The following is a 14,427-nucleotide window of genomic DNA, read 5'->3' on the forward strand; positions in this document are numbered from 1 at the left end:
CCTTCAGGGTCGGAAGGGCTCGGTGGAACGGTCGAGGGCGGAGACCACGGACACGAGCGCCGGACGGTGGTCGCCGCGACCTCCTTGCTTCGATCGCTGTCGAATCAACTCCAGCTTGCCCTACTGCATCGATTTACGTCAAATTAGATGTATGTCTAAATCTGAGTCGGACGCCGCGACCTGCTGTGCCCCGCTGAACGGCCCTCCGATGGCGGAGGACGAGGCGGTGGAACTGGCCGCGGTGTTCAAGGCGCTCGCCGACCCGGTGCGGCTGCGTCTGCTGAACCTGATCGCGTCGGCCGCGGGCGGAGAGGCGTGCGTGTGCGACCTCACGGGGCCGTTCGAGGTGTCCGCGCCGACCATCTCGCACCATCTGAAGGTGTTGCGCCAGGCCGGGCTGATCAAGGGTGAACGGCGCGGGACCTGGGTGTACTACCGGCTCGTGCCCGAGGCGCTGACCCGCATGTCGGGGCTGCTCGCGCTGCCCGTGCCCGCCTGAACGCCTTCACGATGCCCGGCTCACGACACGGGCGTCGTCGCCCACGCCGTGCGGTGTGGCGAGGCGGTGCCAGGCCCGGGCGGGCCGTCGAGACGCCATCGTGATGGCGAGGACGCCCTTGCTCGTCCAGGGCTCCGTTCCAGGCCGGCCCGGGCGGGCCACGGATGCAGGTCGCGTTCCACCACGCGCCGAGGGGGCGAGCCGGGAACAGGGCCTGCGTTCGGGCCGTCAGGGCGCCGCTCCCGGCGAACGCGCTCAGCCGCAGGTGGCGGGACCGTTGCCCGAGGAGGTCGGTTCGGCCGCGGACGGGGCCGGCTGCAGATATTGGCGCACGTAGGGCGCCGGGCCTCGGCGGTCGAGATGGGCGCTGAGGCGTCGGCTGCGGACCGCCAGCGCGCGAACGAGCAGGTCGAGCAGCGCCTGACCCGGTGCGGTGTCACCGGTGTCGCCGCGCCACCGCCATTCCCGCCTCTCGGAGTCGTCCGGGTGGGAGGGGCGCAGCTCGGTGCCCTCGGCGCGGATGGTCGGCGACGCGACGATCTCGTGGTCCAAGGCCTCGCCCCAGGTGGCGACGACGCGGTGGGTCACGTCGACGTCGATGCCCAGCGATCGGGCCAGGGGCCGTACCCGGGCGACCATGTGCCGCAGAGTCGTGAGGGTTTCATCGCACGAGCCGCAGGAGTCGTCGCCGTCCATGGCGACGGTCCAGTACTCCACCGTCAGCCGTGCCTCCGGCGGGCCGCCGGGCGGGGCGTCCTCCCGAGGGCCCGGAGCCGTGCCCGGCAGGTGGTCGCGGACGGAGGTCGGGGCCTCGGTGGACCCGGTGATCGAGGTCATGGCGGTCCTTCCAGATCGAGGGAAGATCGGGAGCCGGTGGGCTCGAAGTCCTCGCGCGCGCGTTCCAGGGCGTCGGCGATGCCGCGCAGGGCCTCGGCGAGGGAGTCGAACTGGATCTCGTACAGCACGTTGCGGCCGCTCTTGGTCGCCCTCAGCACTCCGGCCGCCCGCAGGAGGGTCAGATGCCGGGACACCACCGACAGGTCCACGTCCAGGCAGTCCGCCAGCTCGGACACCGAGCAGGCGCGACATCGCTCGGCGATCAGATCCAGCAGGCGCACCCGCGTCGGGTCGCCCAGGGCGCGGAACAGTTGGTGCGACAGCACCGCACCGAGATGACCGGTCGTCAAATCCTTGCTCACTTGCGCAAGTGTGCAAGCTTTGGGGGCGGCCGTCAACCCTGCCCTGAGACCGTCGCCGGTCGGGAGGTCAGGCCCGACATCGGCCGTTGACACCTGCGAATGCTGTTGATAGTAATGAGTCATGTTCAATGATCAAGGGTTGGACGACCCTTGATCCGGCGACTCGGTCGAGTGGCGCCGGAGCCCAACGGGCGAACCTCCCGGGCCGCCATTCGTGTGGGTCCGACTCCACGGACGGGAGAACGGAACATGGCGGGATTCCTCAAAAAGGTCTTGGGTGGCGAGTCCAAGCAGGAGCTGGACAGTTGCTGCGGTTCGGTCAGCGTGGTCCCTGAGGACGAGGTGACCGAGACCGAGACGGCGCAGGAGCGAGCGGAAGCGAAGCCGGTCGAGCCCGGAGCGCGCGCCGACCGCTAGAACACGGACCACAACGCTTGTTCGTTGAGTGGAAGTCATTGTGGTCACCCGTCGGTGCGGGCTCTGCGGGGACGAATTCCGCGCGCCCCGCATCGAGAGCATTCCCGGAACCCGGTCATGGGGCAGTCGATCTGACCTGCTGGAATGTCCGCCCGACACCCGCGTCCCGTGTCGCGCTCACTCCCTGGCATGTTGGCGGATCGCACTCTCATCGGACATGCGCAATGACATGGTGTGCATCGGAATCCGCGATTCGCGCAACGCGCGGCTTCGGCGCAAAAGAATTGTCGGCGACCCGGACAAGGCGGCGTTCGACACCGGGCACGACGCCCACGAGATCATCCATTGCATGGAGGGTGACTTTCGCCCGAAGTGGGGCGACCCGGCCGCGCCCGAGGAGGTCTTCCTGACGCAGGGGAGCGGCTTCCACATCGCGCCGGGCGTGCCGCACACCCTGACCACGGCGAGGGGCTCTGGGCCGGGCAAGGTGATCTCCGTCAACCTCTGACCCGATTCGGACGCCGGCGTCCTCGCCCCGCTCGTCCGAGGGGTCGTGTCCGGTGCCTGCTCGGAGCCTACGGCCGGGCGTTCGGGAATGGGTCGTCGAGCATCGTATTCTCCATGGTCCGTTTTCAGACTTGGATGGGCCGTCAACGTTGTATGACATGACGGTGTTCCGGGTGACGCGGGCGTATTTCGGTGTGCCGTCGAACGAAGGTCTATCGACGACGGAGCACGGTGGCGGTGTCGGTCCTCAATGCCCGATGTCGTGGCATGACGACGGCTCTGCGGCTCTGAGAGTTACAGGCGACCGATTTATGGCGAGACCATAATGGCGGATGTCTGCTGATGGCATCCGTCCGTCGGTAGGTGCTGTGCTAAGAGAGTTCGAGGGTATCGGGCAAAGCACGTACTTCGGGACACCGGCATCCATCCATCGTCGTCGATCATGCAAGTTGCACTTTCCTGTGGAATTCGGGCCAGGTCGATCGGATATTCGGTCACTCCTCGGCCGTCCGGCCCTGGATCCGGCCTTCTGCATGGCCCGCTACAGCCGGTCTGACCAGGCAGGATGTAGACATCGTCGTCATTCGGGGCCGGCAACTCTTTGATCTCGCCCGGCGATCGTCTGGACGTCGCCGCCGCAATCGCGTATTAATTTTCATTAGTCGCATACCGCTGCGGCGAAGGTTTCCATGTGGCGTGAGTCGGCTGCCCGGGGCGCACGGCGAGAACGCCACCTGGGCGGCGCGGCTGTGCAGTACGGCCAAGCCGCACCGCGACGGTCTCGCGGAGTGAAACCACTCATTGAAGGCGGCTCGTGCACAAGTGCGGGTCTTCAGGAGGAGGTGCATCCGGCAGTGGTGGAGCGTCCCGGATCCGGTGCCGCCTCATCCCGGACGCCGCGACCGAACAGGGCGACGGCAAGGGAAGAACGGCAGTGGCCGGCCGGTAATTCGATCATCGAATATGGGAGGCGAACAACATGACGCACCGGGACCATCATGGGCCTTCGCGCGGATCGACGCGCGACGCCTCCGTCATGCCGGGCCCCCGGCCGGCAGCGGATGACACCGCCGCCGACGTCGGGCCCGGTCCGCGAGGAGTGCTCCGCACGTTCCCGCAGAGCACGAGCCCCGTCCCGGGTGTGCACGGTCCGTCCAAGGCGGCCCGGGAGCTCGACGCGGCTCGCCACTTTCCCGACGTGGTCGCCGGCAAGGCCCTCGGCGGTGATGTCGAGACCGTGTCCACGCCTGCGGACGCGTTCCCCGTGTCGCGTCTCCGGCCGGGAGCGCAGGTCCGGCCGGCGCAGACGAGTCGTTCGGTCGTGCCCGATGGAGCCACCGGCCCCGCCGAGCAGGGCCGTCCGACCTCATGAGGGGCCGGTCCGCCCACGGTCACCGCGCCGCCGTGATCACGGGAGCCGGTGGCGGGATCGGCGCGGCCACGGACTGCCGCCCGGCCGCGGAGGGCTACCGGGCGGTGCTCACGGGCCGACGCGCGGAACCCCTTGGGAACGTTGCAAAGCAGATGGCGCCGACGGCGGTCGACGTCACCGACCGAGCCGCCGTCAGGGCTCCGGCCGCCCGCTTGGACCGATGCGATGTCCTGGTCGACGTCGCCGGAGGGACCATCGCGCGGGCCGACCGGCGGGCCATGGACGAGCCGAACGTCCTCGGGCCACAGCCCATGACCGACCGCTCTCGAGGCGACGCGGCCATGGTCGGCCCGGTCGTCGCCGAGGACGTCACCCGACCACCCCACGTCACCATCGACCTTCTCGTGCCGCGTTTCCACGCCCAGGCGGCCCGGCACGAGGTCCACCGAGCACACCAAGACCGTCAAGGCTGACCATCCCCGACACCCCCACAACGACGGGCAGGACAGGCGGACCCATGACGAACATCCTGGAACTCCCCGAGACCGAGATCGTCCCCCTCCGGGAGCTCGACGCGACCGTCAAGGTCGTCGGCTCCAAGAGCTACACCAATCGCTTCCTCGCCATCGCCGGGCTCTGCCATGAGCAGACGGTCCTGCGCAACGCCCTCCACTCCCAGGACACCATCCTGCTGGCGGAGGCGCTGCGGGCGTTCGGGCACGTCGACGTCGACCTGGATGCGGAGTCGGCGACCATCACGGTGACCCCCCTCGGACGTCCCATGCGAGCCCCGGAGACCGCGATCGACATGGGAAACGCCGGCACGCCGATCCGGTTCCTCATCACCATGGCGGCCCTCGCCGAGGGGCGGACCGTGTTGACGGGCAACACGCGCATGCGCGAGAGGCCGATGGGCCACCTCTTGGACGCGCTGAACACCCTCGGCGTCGACGCGCGAGCCGTACACGGCAACGGCTCACCCCCGATCGAGATCCCCGGTTCGGCGCTGGTCGGCGGATCCACGCGCATCGACGGAACGGTGAGCAGCCAGTTCACCAGCAGCCTGCTCATCAGCGCCCCGGTCACCGAGAAGGGCGTCCAACTCGAGGTCGTCGGCGACCTGGTCTCCAAGCCCTACGTCGACATGACGATCGCCGCCCTGCGGCAGACCGGGATCGCCGTGGGGCGGCGCGAATTCTCCACGTTCACCGTCGACGGCGGTCAGCGGTACCGCGGTGGAGAGATCGCCGTGGAGCCCGACGCCTCCGGCATGTCGTACTTCTTGGCCGCCGCCGCGGTCCTCGGCGGCCGGGTCACCATCCCCGGCATCGGCCCGGGCTCCCATCAGGGCGACGTCGGGCTCGTCAAGGCGTTCGTCGACATGGGCTGCACGGCGACGAGCGACACCGACGGCATCACCGTGACCGGCGGTCCGCTGACCGGCATCGACATCGATATGGGTGACATGCCGGACGTGGCCCCGACCCTCGCCGTCGTCGCCGCCTTCGCCCGGGGTCGCACGCACATCACCGGCATCGGCAACCTCAGGGTCAAGGAGTGCGACCGGATCGACGCGGTCGCCACCGAGCTGGGCAAGATGGGCGTCACCGTCGACACGACGCAGGACACCATGACGGTGCACGGCGGCACGGAGCCGCGGGGCGCCGTCATCGACACCTACGACGACCACCGGATCGCGATGGCCTTCGCCGTCGCCGGACTGCGCACCCCGGGAGTCGTCATCCGCGAGCCGGGTTGCGTGGTCAAGTCGTTCCCGAACTTCTGGGAGGTCTTCCAGGGCCTCCGGGGCAACGGCTGATGGAGGTCGCCCCGGGAATCCCGCCGGCCCAGCGACGGGTCGAGTCCGAAACACCGCGTTTCCACCCCTTGCTCCGCGAGGTCCGCGGAAGGCTCGCCGCCGGCGACGGAACGCTCCATCTCGAGGTGCTGAGGGCCCGGCTCTCCCGGTGCGCGATCCCTGCCCTCACCGACCGTCGCGCCGGTCCCATGCCGCCGCGCGCCACCGATATCCCTCCGCCCGTGACCATGCGCGCCCGCTTCACCGCGGCCATGAACGGCGCGCCGGCCACGGCCCCGACCATCGACGCGGCGGGCTGACCCCTCCCGACCCGCGTCACCCCTCGGCACCGGCCCGACCCGGGGCCCGGTTCCGCGTACCCCAACCCCCTACAAGTCGCGGAGACATGTGATGAACGTTCCCAGCAGACACCGCTCGTTCGGCTCGGACCGGCGGCGCAGCCGCATCGTGGGCGTCGCGGCGAGCCTGGTGGTGTTCGCCGCCTCCACGGCGTGCGCCGGCGGGGCCGAGAGCACCACCCTCCGGGTGAGCGGCTCGACGACCGTCAACCCGGTGGCGGCCGACGCCGCCAAGATCCTCCGGGACCGGGGCATGTCCATCACCGTGGACACCCAGGGCGGATCGGCCGGCGGACTCACCCAGCTCGCCGCCGGCCAGATCGACATCGCGATGAGCTCGAAGCCGGTCGGCGACGCCGAGCGAAGGCAGCACCCCAAGGTCACCTTCACCACCACCGAGATCGGGCAGGACGCGGTCGGCATCGTCATCCGCCGGAACGTCTATGACGGCGGCGTCAAGTCGCTGTCCCGGCAGCAGCTCCGGCGGCTGTTCGAAGGCAAGGTCGCCAACTGGCGCGAGCTGGGCGGGCCGGACGTGCCCGTCTACGTGTACGACAAGGAGCCCGGCCGCGGCACCCGCGAGGTCCTGGACGCCTTCATGTACGGCAAGGGCGTCACCGCTCCGCCCCCGCCGAACAGCGGCCGCTACGCCATCGTCGGCGGCAACGAGGAGGGCCGCACCAAGACGGCGTCGACGGACGGGGCGGTGACGCCGCTCTCGGTGGCCTTCGCTCAGGGGCACCCGGCGCTGGCCGTGGTCGCGGTCGACGGCATCACCCCCAGCCCCGAGAACGTCCGCACGGGGAAGTACTCCCTGGCTCGGCCGCTGCTCCTGGTGACCGACGGCCCTCCGAAGGGCGAGGCGCGCCGGTTCATCGACTTCGTGCTCTCCACACCGGGCCAGGAGCTGGTGACCAAGCACGGCTACCTCAACCTCGAGAACCTCGGCCGCCGGTGATCGGCGCGACCCGTGTGCGCACCGCGCTCGCGCCCCGGTCCGACCGGCCGCACGCGTCCCGCTGGGTGACCGGCGCGGCGGGTGCCGGCGCGGCGGCCGTGGGCGCGGGCGCCGTGGTCCTGGGGGCCTTCCTGGTCATCGGGGTGACCTCCGGCGACGTCGACTGGAGTCGTCTGCTCACCTCCGACGACTGGAGCCACCAGCAGGGACTCTTCGGTGCGGCGACGATGCTGTGGGGCACGGCCGTGGTCAGCGTCATCGCCCTGCTCATCGCGCTGCCGCTCGGCTGGTCCGCCGCCTTGGCGCTGAACGAGCTGACCCCGCTGCGCCGGAGACGGTTCATGCGCACCGCCGTGGAGCTGCTGGCCGCGGTCCCGTCCATCGTCTACGGCCTCCTCGGTGTGGCCCTGCTGCGGCCCCTGGTCAGCGGGCTGTTCAACGTGCCCGGGGGAGACGGGCTGCTCACCGCCGGCGTGCTGCTCGGCGTGATGGTGCTCCCGACCGTCGTCGCGGTGTCCGTCGACGCCCTGGCCGACGTGCCCGGCGGCGTCCGGGAGACCGCCGCCGCGCTCGGACTGTCGCGCAGCGAGGTCATCGTCTCGGCGGTGCTCCCGCTGGCCCGGGGCGGAATGCTGGCCGGCGGGGTGCTGGGACTGGCTCGGGCGCTGGGGGAGACGGTGGCCATCTTCCTGGTCATCGGCCGTGCGGACGGACCGCTCCCCGGGCCGGGCCAGATGCTGGACTCCCTGCTGCGTCCCGGCCAGACGATCACCACCAAGCTCGGCGGCCCGGAACCGCTGCTCGTCGGCACCGGCGGCGCCGGCTGGGCGGCGCTGTGCGCGCTCGGGATCCTGCTGCTGGGCATCGTCGCCGCGCTCACGGTCCTCGCCCAGTCCCGGCGGCTGAACCGGCCGGGACGGGTCTTCCGGGCGCGTTCCGGGGCACCGCGACACCGTGCCGCCCGTGACCGTGCGGTGCTGGTCCTCCTGCGCGGGACGCTGTTGCTGCCGGTCCTGTTCACCGTGGGCATCGCCATCGCCGTCGCGAGCCGTGGGACCCGGGCCCTGCACCCGGACTTCTGGCTCAGCCCGGCGGTGGGGGCCAGCGCCGGCGGCGTACGCGACCAGGTCGTCGGCACGGTCCTTCTCGTCGCGGCGGCGGGCGTCATCGCGGCGTCCCTCGGACTCGCCCTGGCCCTGCTCATCGGCGAGTACACGCGCCCGCGCTCGGCCCGGTGGCTGCGCACCGGCGTGGTGATGCTCGGCGGCATTCCCACGATCCTCCTCGGTCTGGCCGGCTACTGGTTCTTCGGTTCGACTCTGGGATGGGGGAAGAGCTGGTTGGCCGGCGCGGTACTGCTGGGGCTCGTCGCGATACCGATCGTCACCCTCGCCATCACCGCCCAGATGTCGACCCTGCCGCCGGAACGCCTGGAGACCGCGCGAGCGCTGGGTCTGCGTCGAAGCCAGGTCGTTCGTTCGGTGCTGGTGCCGCACGTCCGTCCCGCCCTCGTCACCGGGCTGCTGCTCGGCCTGGCGAGGGCCGCCGGGGAGACGGCCCCGTTGCTGTTCGCCGCGACGGTGTTCGCCGGGGCGAGCGCGGTGCCGTCCGGCGTCGTGAACGAGCCCGTGGTCAGCCTGCCCACGCACGTGTTCAACCTGGCCCAGGACGCCGCCGACCCGGCCGCGCTCGAGGCCGCGTGGGGATCGGCGGCCGTCCTGGTGATCATCATCGCCCTCCTGCTGGCCTCGACCATCCCGATTCGCCGACGTCTGGAAAGGGACCGCGCGTGAACGCAGCCGAAGTCCGTGATCTGACGATCAGAACCGCTCAACGTCCGCTGGTCGGCCCCGTGTCGTTCACCCTCCCCCTCGGGGAGTCCATGGGACTGTGCGGGCCCTCCGGGGCGGGCAAGTCCACCGTGCTCAGAGCGCTCGTGGGCCTCCTGCCGGAGACCCTGCAGGCCGCCGGGGAGGTACGCGTCCTCGACATCGACGTGACCGCGCAGAGCCCTGCGGCGCTGTCCGACCTGCGCGCACGCGCGGTGCTCGTTCCCCAGGTGCCGATCGTCTTCCCGGGCGGCATCCTGGCCAACGTGCTCTTCGGGATCCGGCACGTCGTCCGCGCCCCCCGCGGCAAGCTGCGGAAGCGCGCCGAGTCCGCCCTGGTCGAGGTGGGCCTGTGGAACGAGGTGGCCGAGCGCCTGGACGCCCCCGCCGGCGATCTGTCCGTCGGCCAGCGACAGCGCCTGGCGCTGGCACGGGCGCTGGCCCTGGACCCCCAGTTGATCCTGCTCGACGAGCCGACCAGTTCGCTGGACGGCGCGTCGGCCGCCGAGGTCGAGGCGACGCTGCAGTCCCTGCGCGGCCGGCGCACGATGATCCTGGTCTCGCACGACATGAACCAGGTGGAGCGCCTGTGCTCCACCACGGTGGCCATCGGCGCCGGCCATCAAGGGGCGGCGGCGGGCGCCCAGAGCATGCTCTAGCTCCCACGGGTCGTCACCGCCGTGCCCGATCGAGGTGCGGTGAGGCGTCTGCGGCCTGGGAGAGGCATGAGGGCGAACCCGTCGGTGCACGACCGGGGGAGTCCGCGCCGGGGACAGGCCTCGGTGCGGACTCTCAGGGTTTCGCCGGCGGATCCGGCCGCCGGCGAGGTGCGACGCTCGGCCTCCGCCGGTGCCCACCGCATGCCGATCAGCGTCTGGAGCATGGGAGACGGTTCGTGCACGGCCGCCTCATCGGCGCGATCGATGAAAGAGTACGGTGCGAAGGAACGCCCCGCCTTCGCCTGGAGCACCTCGGCGCAAAGCAGACTTTTAGGTTAGCCTTCCCTTATTAAAGGGATGGCGGAGGGTCTGTGAACGCGAATCGGGCTGGGGCTGCGGTCGCCGTCGGGCGGTCCGCCGAGGACGCGCTGGGACCGCTCATCGGCCGGCTGCGCGCCGAGGCCGACGGCGGGGAGGCCCTCGGCGTGGAGCCGGGGCTGGTCGGGACGGGCGAAGACTGGTTCACCGCCGCCGAGCTGATCGGGTCGCCCCACGAGCGGCTGCGTACGCTCATCGCACGGACGGAGCGCCGCTGGCGGGCGCCATCGCATGTGGCGGCGGCCCTCTGGTGGAAGAACGTGTCGTATTGGACGGCCCTGCCGGTCGCGACGGGCTGGGCCCTCAACCGGCGCGTACCACTGCTGACCTTGGACACCACGCTGCTGCGGGCCTCCGAGGAGGCGGACATGCGGGTGGCGGTGAGCGAGCTGCGCGTCGCCACCGGGAACGACGACGATCTCGGCGCGGCCATCGCCGCCACGCTTCTGCGTGACGTGTGCGCGCCGCTGATCGACGCCCTGCACGAGCTCACCCGCGCCGGTCGGCGCGGGCTGTGGGGGTCGGTGGCCGAGGCCCTGGTCTACCCGTTGGTCACCGCCGCGCCCGGCGACGCCTCCCAAGCCGCCGCGCTTCTGCGGTCGGTCGGCGATCCGGTGGCCGGGCTGGTGGAGCTGCCCGAGCTGCGACGCCGCACGTGCTGTCTGTGGGTGACGCTGCCGGAGGCGGACGCCTGCCCCACCTGCTGCGTGATCGGGGGCGCACGTGCGTCAGGGTGAGGTGCTGCGGCGGGCATTGCTCGGGCAGTGGCGCCACGCGGCGCTCAGCGCCGCGCTGGCCGCGTCGCACCAGGGCGGCGAGGTGCTGGTCCCCGTCGTGATCGGCGTGGTGATCGACCAGGCGATCGTGCCGGGCGACGGCGGTGCCCTGGTGACCTGGATCGCCGTGCTGGCCGCGGTCTTCGTCACGCTGTCGTTCAGCTTCCGGTTCAGCTTCCGCGCCGCCGAGCGGGCGTCCGAGCAGGCAGGTCACGAGCTGCGCCTGGAGCTGACCCGGCGGACGCTCGACCCCCGGGGAGGTGCGGAGTCGGGCCGCCTTCCGGGCGAGCTGGTGAACGTCGCGACCGGCGACGCCAAGCGGGTCGGCGCGGTGCACGTCGCGTTGGGCGCGGCGATCGCGTCGCTGGCGGGTCTGGTGGCCGGGGGTCTGGCGCTGCTCTGGATGTCGGTGCCGCTGGGCCTGCTCGTTCTACTGGGCATTCCGCCGCTGCTCGGCCTGGCGCACGTGCTCGGCAAGCCCCTGGAACGCCGCAGCGGCGCGGAGCAGGAGCGCGCCGCGCACGCGTCCGGGGTGGCCGCCGACCTGATCGCCGGTCTGCGGGTGCTCAAGGGCATCGGCGCCGAGCGGTCGGCGGTCGAGCGTTACCGGGCCACCAGCCGCGCCTCCCTGGCGGCGACCGTGCGCGCGGCGCGCGCCCAGGCCTGGCACGACGGCGGCATGCTCATGCTGACCGGCGTGTTCATCGCCATCGTCGCGTTGGTCGGCGGGCGGCTGGCCGTGTCCGGGGACATCACCGTCGGGCAGTTGGTGACGGCGGTGGGTCTGGCGCAGTTCCTGCTGACACCGCTGTCCCTGCTGTCGTGGGCGAACGGCGAGTTCGCGCAGGGACGGGCATCGGCCGCCCGCATCGCCTCGGTGCTGGGCTCACCGCCCGCCGTGGCCGAGGGCGACGGCGTCCTGCCGCAGCCGGTGCGCGGCGCGGTGCGGCTGCGCGAGGTGACCTGCGGCGACGGCGCGGTGCGCGGGCTGAGCCTGGACGTCGCGGCCGGCGAGTTGCTGGGCGTCGTGACGACCGACCCGAAGACCGCGACGTCGCTGCTGCGCCTGCTGGGCCGGGCCGCCGACCCCGAGTCCGGCGAGGTCGAGGTGGACGGTGTTCCGCTGCGGACCCTCGATCCGGCCGAGATCCGCCGGGTGATCGTGGTCGCCGAGCACGACGCCGACCTGTTCGAGGGCTCCCTCCTGGACAACGTCACCGCGGCGTCCGCGGACGGCATGGCGGAGAAGGCGATGGCCGCGGCGGCGGCCGATGAGGTCGCCCGCAACCTGCCGCAGGGCACGGCGACCGTGCTGTCCGAGCGCGGGCGGTCGCTGTCGGGCGGGCAGCGGCAGCGGGTCGCCCTGGCCCGCGCGCTCGCCGTCGACGCGCCCGTGCTGGTGCTGCACGACCCGACCACCGCCGTCGACGCGGTCACCGAAGCGGGGATCGCGGCCGGCCTGCGCAAGGTACGGGAGGGGAGCACCACGATCGTGGTGGCGACCAGCCCGGCGCTGCTGGCCGAGACCGACCGGGTGGCGTTCGTGGACGGTGGCGCCGTCATCGCCGAAGGCGCCCACGGCGACCTCGCGCGTGAGCATCCGGCCTATCGCGCCGCCGTCCTGTTCTGAGCCGTCCCGAGAGAAGAAGGGCCCGCCGATGACCGTCACCGACGAGCGCGTCACCGAGGAACGCGCCGACGGCGAGCGCGAGCTGCTGCCCGTCGCCTCGGCGGCGCGCACCCGCGCGGCCGTCCGGGAGCTGGCGCGACCGCACCGGCGCACCGCCCTGGGCGGGTTCGCGGCGCTGGTGACCGCCACCGCCGTCGGGCTGCTCACCGCGCCGGTGCTCGGCCATGTCATCGACCTGGTCGCGCAGGGACGACCCGCGTCCGCGCTGACCGCGCCGGCGGTCTGGCTGGTGGCGATCGCGATCGTCCAGGGGGTGACGACCGCCTACGGCCTCGGCCTCGTCGCCCGCGCCGGCGAGGGCATGTTGGCGACGTTGCGCGAGCGCTTCGTGGAGCGGGCGCTCGGGCTGCCGCTGGAGCAGGTCGAGCGGGCGGGCTCGGGCGACCTGACCTCCCGTGTCACCAACGACGTGTCGGTGATCACCACGGTGGTGCGCGAAGCGGTGCCCGCGCTGGCCCGGTCGCTGCTGACCATCGGGTTGACCCTGGTGGCCATGGCCGTCCTGGACTGGCGGTTCCTGCTGGTGGCGCTGCTGGCCGTCCCCATCCAGGCCCACACGGTGCGCTGGTACGTGCGCCGTGCCGTCCGCCTGTACGCGGCGCAGCGCGTCGCCATCGGGGCCCAGCAGCAGGATCTCCTCGGCGCGGTGGGCGGCGCGTCCACGGTCCGGGCCTTCCGCCTGGAGGACGAGCACACCGAACGCGTCAGGACCAAGTCGCAGGCGGCCGTCGACCTCGCGCTACGCGGCGTACGACTCCTCACCCGCTTCTACTCGCGGCTCAACCTCGCCGAGTTCGTGGGGTTGTCGGCGGTCCTGGTCACCGGGTTCCTGCTCGTACGGGGCGATGCCGTCAGCATCGGCACGGCCGGCGCCGCGGCGCTGTACTTCCACAACCTGTTCGCCCCGATCAACATCGCGCTGGGGCTGGTCGACGACGCGCAGAGCGCGACGGCGGGCCTGGCCCGACTGGTCGGCGTCGCCGACATCTCCGCCCCGGCGGACCGGGCGGCCGAGCACGAAGGGCCGGCGGACGGTTCGGTCCGCGTCGGCGGCGTCGGATACTCCTACCGGCCCGGTCATCCGGTGCTGCACGACATCGACCTCCACATCGCGGGCCGCGAACGGGTGGCGCTGGTGGGGGCCAGCGGCGCGGGCAAGAGCACCTTGGCCAGGCTGATCGCGGGCATCCACCGGCCGGACGGCGGCGAGATCACCGTCACCGCCGACGGGTCGGGCGACGCCTGGGTCGCGTTGGTGACGCAGGAGGTGCACGTCTTCGCGGGCACGCTCGCCGACGACCTGCGGCTGGCCCGCCCCACCGCCACCGACGACGCGCTGCGCGACGCGCTCGACCGTGTCGGCGCGCTCGGCTGGGCGGAGGCGCTACCGGACGGCCTGGACACGGTGGTCGGCGAGAGCGGCCACCGGCTGACCGCCGCACAGGCGCAGCAGCTCGCCCTGGCCCGGCTGGTGCTGGCCGACCCGCCCGTGGTCGTCTTGGACGAGGCCACGGCGGAGGCCGGAAGCGCGGGCGCACGGGCGCTGGAGACCTCCGCCGCGTCGGCGGTCGAGGGACGGACGGCGCTCGTGGTCGCGCACCGGCTCACCCAGGCGGCGACGGCCGACCGGATCGTGGTGCTCGAGGAAGGCCGTGTGGCCGAGACCGGCACCCACGACGAACTCGTCCGCGCCGGGGGCCGGTACGCCGCGTTGTGGCGTGCCTGGTCCGACGGCCGCGACCACTGACCGGCCGCCCGACCTCTCAGCCCTCCATGGCCTCGACGAGGCTGTGGGGACGCAGGTCGGTCCAGTGCTCCTCGACATAAGTCAGGCATGCGTCACGGGTGTCCTCGCCGAACGCCACCGTCCAGCCGGCCGGGACGTCGGCGAACGACGGCCACAGCGAGTGCTGACGCTCCTCGTTGACCAAGACGAGGAATCTGCCTTCGGGGTCGTCGAACGGGTTGGTGCTCATCAGACGTTCC

General features: G+C 72.0%; 15 protein-coding genes. 12 read left to right on the forward strand and 3 right to left on the reverse strand.

What is annotated here, in order from left to right; genetic code table 11:
• Positions 1-151 precede the first annotated feature (151 nt).
• A complete protein-coding gene (locus DFJ69_RS27130; RefSeq protein WP_116025201.1) occupies positions 152-499 on the forward strand; it encodes an ArsR/SmtB family transcription factor in 348 nt (115 codons plus the stop codon).
• Positions 500-754: 255 nt separating this feature from the next.
• Here DFJ69_RS27130 and DFJ69_RS27135 read toward each other — a convergent pair whose 3' ends face one another.
• Complete coding sequence (locus DFJ69_RS27135; protein WP_147312426.1) at positions 755-1,336, reverse strand: DUF2703 domain-containing protein; 582 nt, start codon at positions 1,334-1,336, stop codon at positions 755-757.
• Positions 1,333-1,698, reverse strand: a complete 366-nt coding sequence (locus tag DFJ69_RS27140) for an ArsR/SmtB family transcription factor (protein ID WP_170177792.1) — start codon at positions 1,696-1,698, stop codon at positions 1,333-1,335. Before DFJ69_RS27140 ends, DFJ69_RS27135 begins: the two co-directional genes overlap by 4 nt.
• A gap of 249 nt (positions 1,699-1,947) precedes the next feature.
• On the opposite strand from DFJ69_RS27140, the gene DFJ69_RS34500 reads away from it, so the two are divergent.
• From DFJ69_RS34500 to DFJ69_RS27195, 11 genes are all read left to right on the forward strand, one after another.
• A complete protein-coding gene (locus DFJ69_RS34500; protein ID WP_170177793.1) occupies positions 1,948-2,115 on the forward strand; it encodes a hypothetical protein in 168 nt (55 codons plus the stop codon).
• A gap of 217 nt (positions 2,116-2,332) precedes the next feature.
• The gene (locus DFJ69_RS27145) at positions 2,333-2,623 is read left to right on the forward strand and encodes a cupin domain-containing protein (RefSeq protein WP_147312427.1); all 291 of its coding nucleotides are present in this window, start codon (positions 2,333-2,335) and stop codon (positions 2,621-2,623) included.
• A gap of 1,035 nt (positions 2,624-3,658) precedes the next feature.
• Entirely contained in the window at positions 3,659-3,994 is a 336-nt protein-coding gene (locus tag DFJ69_RS27150; RefSeq protein WP_116025205.1) for a hypothetical protein, read from the forward strand.
• On the forward strand, positions 3,991-4,467 hold the full coding sequence (locus tag DFJ69_RS27155; protein WP_116025206.1) for an SDR family NAD(P)-dependent oxidoreductase: 477 nt from the start codon (positions 3,991-3,993) through the stop codon (positions 4,465-4,467). The genes DFJ69_RS27150 and DFJ69_RS27155 overlap by 4 nt, the downstream gene beginning before the upstream one ends.
• A 44-nt stretch (positions 4,468-4,511) precedes the next feature.
• Entirely contained in the window at positions 4,512-5,813 is a 1,302-nt protein-coding gene (aroA, locus tag DFJ69_RS27160) for a 3-phosphoshikimate 1-carboxyvinyltransferase (protein WP_116025207.1), read from the forward strand.
• A 390-nt stretch (positions 5,814-6,203) separates the two neighbouring features.
• Complete coding sequence (locus tag DFJ69_RS27170) at positions 6,204-7,109, forward strand: phosphate ABC transporter substrate-binding protein (protein WP_116025209.1); 906 nt, start codon at positions 6,204-6,206, stop codon at positions 7,107-7,109.
• Positions 7,106-8,902: a phosphate ABC transporter permease gene (locus DFJ69_RS27175; RefSeq protein ID WP_116025210.1), complete on the forward strand. Its 1,797-nt coding sequence runs from the start codon at positions 7,106-7,108 to the stop codon at positions 8,900-8,902. Before DFJ69_RS27170 ends, DFJ69_RS27175 begins: the two co-directional genes overlap by 4 nt.
• Positions 8,899-9,597 carry an ATP-binding cassette domain-containing protein gene (locus DFJ69_RS27180; protein WP_116025211.1) on the forward strand — a complete coding sequence of 233 codons (699 nt, stop codon included), beginning with the start codon at positions 8,899-8,901 and terminating at the stop codon, positions 9,595-9,597. The genes DFJ69_RS27175 and DFJ69_RS27180 overlap by 4 nt, the downstream gene beginning before the upstream one ends.
• Positions 9,598-9,968: 371 nt before the next feature.
• Positions 9,969-10,712, forward strand: a complete 744-nt coding sequence (locus tag DFJ69_RS27185; RefSeq protein ID WP_116025212.1) for a (2Fe-2S)-binding protein — start codon at positions 9,969-9,971, stop codon at positions 10,710-10,712.
• Entirely contained in the window at positions 10,699-12,381 is a 1,683-nt protein-coding gene (locus DFJ69_RS27190) for an ABC transporter ATP-binding protein (RefSeq protein WP_116025213.1), read from the forward strand. The genes DFJ69_RS27185 and DFJ69_RS27190 overlap by 14 nt, the downstream gene beginning before the upstream one ends.
• Before the next feature lie 28 nt (positions 12,382-12,409).
• Positions 12,410-14,188 carry an ABC transporter ATP-binding protein gene (locus DFJ69_RS27195; RefSeq protein WP_116025214.1) on the forward strand — a complete coding sequence of 593 codons (1,779 nt, stop codon included), beginning with the start codon at positions 12,410-12,412 and terminating at the stop codon, positions 14,186-14,188.
• A 16-nt stretch (positions 14,189-14,204) separates the two neighbouring features.
• Here DFJ69_RS27195 and DFJ69_RS27200 read toward each other — a convergent pair whose 3' ends face one another.
• Positions 14,205-14,417 carry an MbtH family protein gene (locus DFJ69_RS27200; protein WP_116025215.1) on the reverse strand — a complete coding sequence of 71 codons (213 nt, stop codon included), beginning with the start codon at positions 14,415-14,417 and terminating at the stop codon, positions 14,205-14,207.
• Between the last annotated feature and the right edge of the window lie 10 nt (positions 14,418-14,427).

Source organism: Thermomonospora umbrina, assembly GCF_003386555.1.
Taxonomy (GTDB): Bacteria; Actinomycetota; Actinomycetes; order Streptosporangiales; family Streptosporangiaceae; genus Thermomonospora; species Thermomonospora umbrina.

Bases quoted from the DNA above. Each gene is read 5' to 3' on its own strand.
- DFJ69_RS27130 (WP_116025201.1), top strand. From the start codon at position 152: ATGTCTAAATCTGAGTCGGACGCCGCGACCTGCTGTGCCCCGCTGAAC.
- DFJ69_RS27135 (WP_147312426.1), bottom strand. From the start codon at position 1,336: ATGACCTCGATCACCGGGTCCACCGAGGCCCCGACCTCCGTCCGCGAC.
- DFJ69_RS34500 (WP_170177793.1), top strand. From the start codon at position 1,948: ATGGCGGGATTCCTCAAAAAGGTCTTGGGTGGCGAGTCCAAGCAGGAG.
- DFJ69_RS27145 (WP_147312427.1), top strand. From the start codon at position 2,333: ATGCGCAATGACATGGTGTGCATCGGAATCCGCGATTCGCGCAACGCG.
- DFJ69_RS27150 (WP_116025205.1), top strand. From the start codon at position 3,659: ATGCCGGGCCCCCGGCCGGCAGCGGATGACACCGCCGCCGACGTCGGG.
- DFJ69_RS27155 (WP_116025206.1), top strand. From the start codon at position 3,991: ATGAGGGGCCGGTCCGCCCACGGTCACCGCGCCGCCGTGATCACGGGA.
- aroA (WP_116025207.1), top strand. From the start codon at position 4,512: ATGACGAACATCCTGGAACTCCCCGAGACCGAGATCGTCCCCCTCCGG.
- DFJ69_RS27170 (WP_116025209.1), top strand. From the start codon at position 6,204: ATGAACGTTCCCAGCAGACACCGCTCGTTCGGCTCGGACCGGCGGCGC.
- DFJ69_RS27195 (WP_116025214.1), top strand. From the start codon at position 12,410: ATGACCGTCACCGACGAGCGCGTCACCGAGGAACGCGCCGACGGCGAG.
- DFJ69_RS27200 (WP_116025215.1), bottom strand. From the start codon at position 14,417: ATGAGCACCAACCCGTTCGACGACCCCGAAGGCAGATTCCTCGTCTTG.